The 2,802-nt window shown below is 34.8% G+C and carries 3 protein-coding genes and 2 pseudogenes; 2 read left to right on the top strand and 3 right to left on the bottom strand.

What is annotated here, in order from left to right; translation table 11 throughout:
- Positions 1 to 111: 111 nt before the first annotated feature.
- Positions 112 to 447 (top strand): annotated as a pseudogene (locus tag ABD915_RS09235) (recombinase family protein); the annotation flags it as partial.
- 5 nt (positions 448 to 452) lie between these two features.
- On the opposite strand, the gene ABD915_RS09230 reads toward ABD915_RS09235, so the two are convergent.
- Positions 453 to 1,499 (bottom strand): Fic family protein, encoded by a 1,047-nt coding sequence (locus ABD915_RS09230; protein ID WP_345117600.1) that lies wholly within the window; start codon positions 1,497 to 1,499, stop codon positions 453 to 455.
- Between the two features lie 37 nt (positions 1,500 to 1,536).
- Between ABD915_RS09230 and ABD915_RS09225 the strand changes: the two are divergent.
- Positions 1,537 to 1,694, top strand: a pseudogene (locus tag ABD915_RS09225) (recombinase family protein); the annotation flags it as partial.
- 221 nt (positions 1,695 to 1,915) lie between these two features.
- Here the strand turns inward: ABD915_RS09225 and ABD915_RS09220 are convergent.
- Together ABD915_RS09220 and ABD915_RS09215 are read right to left on the bottom strand one after the other, a co-directional pair.
- On the bottom strand, positions 1,916 to 2,314 hold the full coding sequence (locus ABD915_RS09220) for a type II toxin-antitoxin system VapC family toxin (RefSeq protein ID WP_345117598.1): 399 nt from the start codon (positions 2,312 to 2,314) through the stop codon (positions 1,916 to 1,918).
- Complete coding sequence (locus tag ABD915_RS09215) at positions 2,311 to 2,562, bottom strand: AbrB/MazE/SpoVT family DNA-binding domain-containing protein (protein ID WP_004857201.1); 252 nt, start codon at positions 2,560 to 2,562, stop codon at positions 2,311 to 2,313. Before ABD915_RS09215 ends, ABD915_RS09220 begins: the two co-directional genes overlap by 4 nt.
- Positions 2,563 to 2,802: the final 240 nt, after the last annotated feature.

The raw sequence follows: 2,802 nt of genomic DNA, 5'->3' as shown, positions 1-2,802 counted from the left end.
CCTGTGGAGAGGAAGGCTCTGGCCAATGTCTTGTGACTTTGGTGAAACCAGCCTCGAAGAAGCAGGAAATCAACAGTAGATGTAATCAGAAATGAGAATATTTACGTAAGTTTGATAGAACGGAGTTTACAGAGCGATATCATAGCAACCATTTTAGGTATGGTAGCGCAAATTGAAAGACATTTAATTAAAGAGCGCACAAAAGAAGCTTTAAATGTTGCACGTCAACGAGGAATAAAACTTGGACGGCCAAAAGGAAGTATTGCTACGCAATTAAAACTGGACAATCACATTGATGAAATTCAAGCATTTACAAATGTTGGTTTATCAAAAAGCCGTATTGCTAAGACATTAGGAGTTAGTGTGAATACCTTGCGCTTATTTATTGAACGCAAAAATATCAAACCTACAAAAACTAAGCCAATTATCACTATGCCAAAAACATAGGAGAATTAAGATAAGCTATACCAAGTTGATCGCCCTCCTCCATGACGTATCAAAAGACCTTTTTCAACTAATGATGTAAAGGTTGCTTTAAGTGTATTGGGGCTTGCTCCAATTTCACGGACCATATCGCGGGTTGTAACACGCCCATGATCACGAACATAGTCAATAATATTAAGAGCCAATTCAGACAAATTCAAAAGAGCATTTTTTTCATTTTCTATTTTCATTTCTAATTGGCGTTTTTGTTTTTGTAGAGCACGTAAAAAAAACAGTATCCAAGGTTCCCAATTTGGTGTTTTCGTATAAATTGTCTTTTGCGTTTGATTCAAAGCTAAATAGTAATTTTCTTTATTATTCTCAATGATGCTTTCAAGTGACGAATATGGTACGTAAACATAACCTTTTTGTAACAAAAGCAAGGTTGTTAAGATACGACTTAAACGTCCATTTCCATCTTGGAAAGGATGAATAGCTAAGAAAGTGACATTAAAAATAGCGATCATAAGTAAAGGATGAAGGTTGTTTAATTCATTGGTTTTATTAAACCAACTAATAAGTTCTTGCATTCGGTATGGTGTATCAAATGGTGTTGCTGTTTCAAAAACAATGCCAACCATTTTCCCTTCAGAATTGAATGCTGCTACATCATTACGTAATGTTTTATATTCTCCTCTATGACGTTCATCTTTATCGCTCTCATATAAAAGATCACGGTGCAGTTGTTTAATATGATTTTCTGTAATAGGAATATCTTTCCAAGATTGAAAGATTATTTCCATAACTTTTGCATAACCAATAACTTCCTGTTCATCACGGCTTTTAAAACTTTTAACTTCTAAGTTTAATAAAAGCTTTTCAATCTCACGGTCTGTTAATTTATTTCCTTCAATACGCGTAGAAGATCCAATACTTTCAACAGTCGCAATATGGCGCAGAGCATTCAAACGTTCTGGAGCAAGAGTTCCAAAAGCGCGCCACGCACCTTTGAATTCATCAATCTCAGTAATGAGAGCTAACAATTCTTGTGTGATTTTGAGTGTATCTGTTTGCATACCGGATTATATACCCGATTATACCGGATTACAATAAGAATTTATTACATTTGTTAATGTTTATTTATCACAGAGCCGTATTGCCAAGACGTTAGGCGTTAGTGTGAATACCTTGCGCTTATTTATTAAACGTAAAGATATCAAGCGTACAAAAACTAAGCAATTAATTACTATGCAAGAACATTGGAAAATTAAGATAAACTGCGCCAAGTTGATAGTTCTTTTCCATGACGTGATGCATTGAAGTATGTTTATTATTTACGTACAAAATACGCAATAAATAAATGTTATTTATTTATTGTTTATTCACTAAATAAGGAATATATTAACACCTGTAATTACTATGTGTTCAACAAAAGTTGGTGTTGGAAAATCCATATCTATAGCTTATTCTTTTATAGGTATTAGCTCACTCATTAAGTAAGGAGTTTTACTAACTGTCCGTTTTTCTTTAATAGGTCTATTGCTAATTTATCAAACGAAACAAACGTCTCACCACCTAGCCAATTTCCCTCATAAAATATAATTCCATCAGCAAAATCACCACCAGCCTCTAGAATAGCAAGCCCTGCTTCAACAGCTGGTCTATTCATTACTATATTACTGGTTGCTAGCAGATCGCGTAACATTCCAGCTACATCTTCTTTTGATAGTTTTGCACCTCGGCGAAGTATCCAAACAAGTTCGCATAGACAAGGTAGAGAAATAGCTATGAGAGAAGCTTCTCTTAAAATCTTACTTGCTACCTCCCCTTGCTTTTTATCATCTTGTAAAACAGCACGAGCTAGAACATTTGTGTCTACAGAAATCTTCATTTTTTTCCAGCCCAACTAGAAGCTGTAATTTCGTTCATTTCTTCAATGGTTAGAGGTTTTTTTAGTTTTCCAGAAAATCGTCCAATAAAGCTCTCAATAGTGCTTGTGGGTTGTGACGCTTTTATACGAAGTTCACCACCTGGTAGTTTATCAAAGTCAATCTTCTCTCCTGGTTTAACACCAAGGTGCTGGAGTAAATCCCGCTTCAGCGTAATTTGTCCTTTTGCTGTAACTGTTAATGAAGACATAAAAAAATTCCTCTTACTATATAATTATCTAATATATATAAAAGTAATGTAAAAATCAATTACTCTTAAGAAACGAAATTGTGAAATAAACTCGTTTGCATACTGTAATATGCACACCGTTCTATCAAACTTACGTAAATATTCTCATTTCTGATTACATCTACTGTTGATTTCCTGCTTCTTCGAGGCTGGTTTCACCAAAGTCACAAGACATTGGCCAGAGCCTTCCTCTCCACAGGC

The sequence above is a fragment of the Bartonella jaculi genome, assembly GCF_039543045.1.
GTDB classification, from domain to species: Bacteria; Pseudomonadota; Alphaproteobacteria; order Rhizobiales; family Rhizobiaceae; genus Bartonella; species Bartonella jaculi.
The sequence above is the reverse complement of the archived record's forward strand: the minus strand, read 5'-3'. Positions and strand labels throughout refer to the sequence as shown.

Excerpts from the sequence above, each read along its gene's own strand:
- ABD915_RS09230 (WP_345117600.1), bottom strand. The coding sequence starts at position 1,499 with ATGCAAACAGATACACTCAAAATCACACAAGAATTGTTAGCTCTCATT.
- ABD915_RS09220 (WP_345117598.1), bottom strand. The coding sequence starts at position 2,314 with ATGAAGATTTCTGTAGACACAAATGTTCTAGCTCGTGCTGTTTTACAA.
- ABD915_RS09215 (WP_004857201.1), bottom strand. The coding sequence starts at position 2,562 with ATGTCTTCATTAACAGTTACAGCAAAAGGACAAATTACGCTGAAGCGG.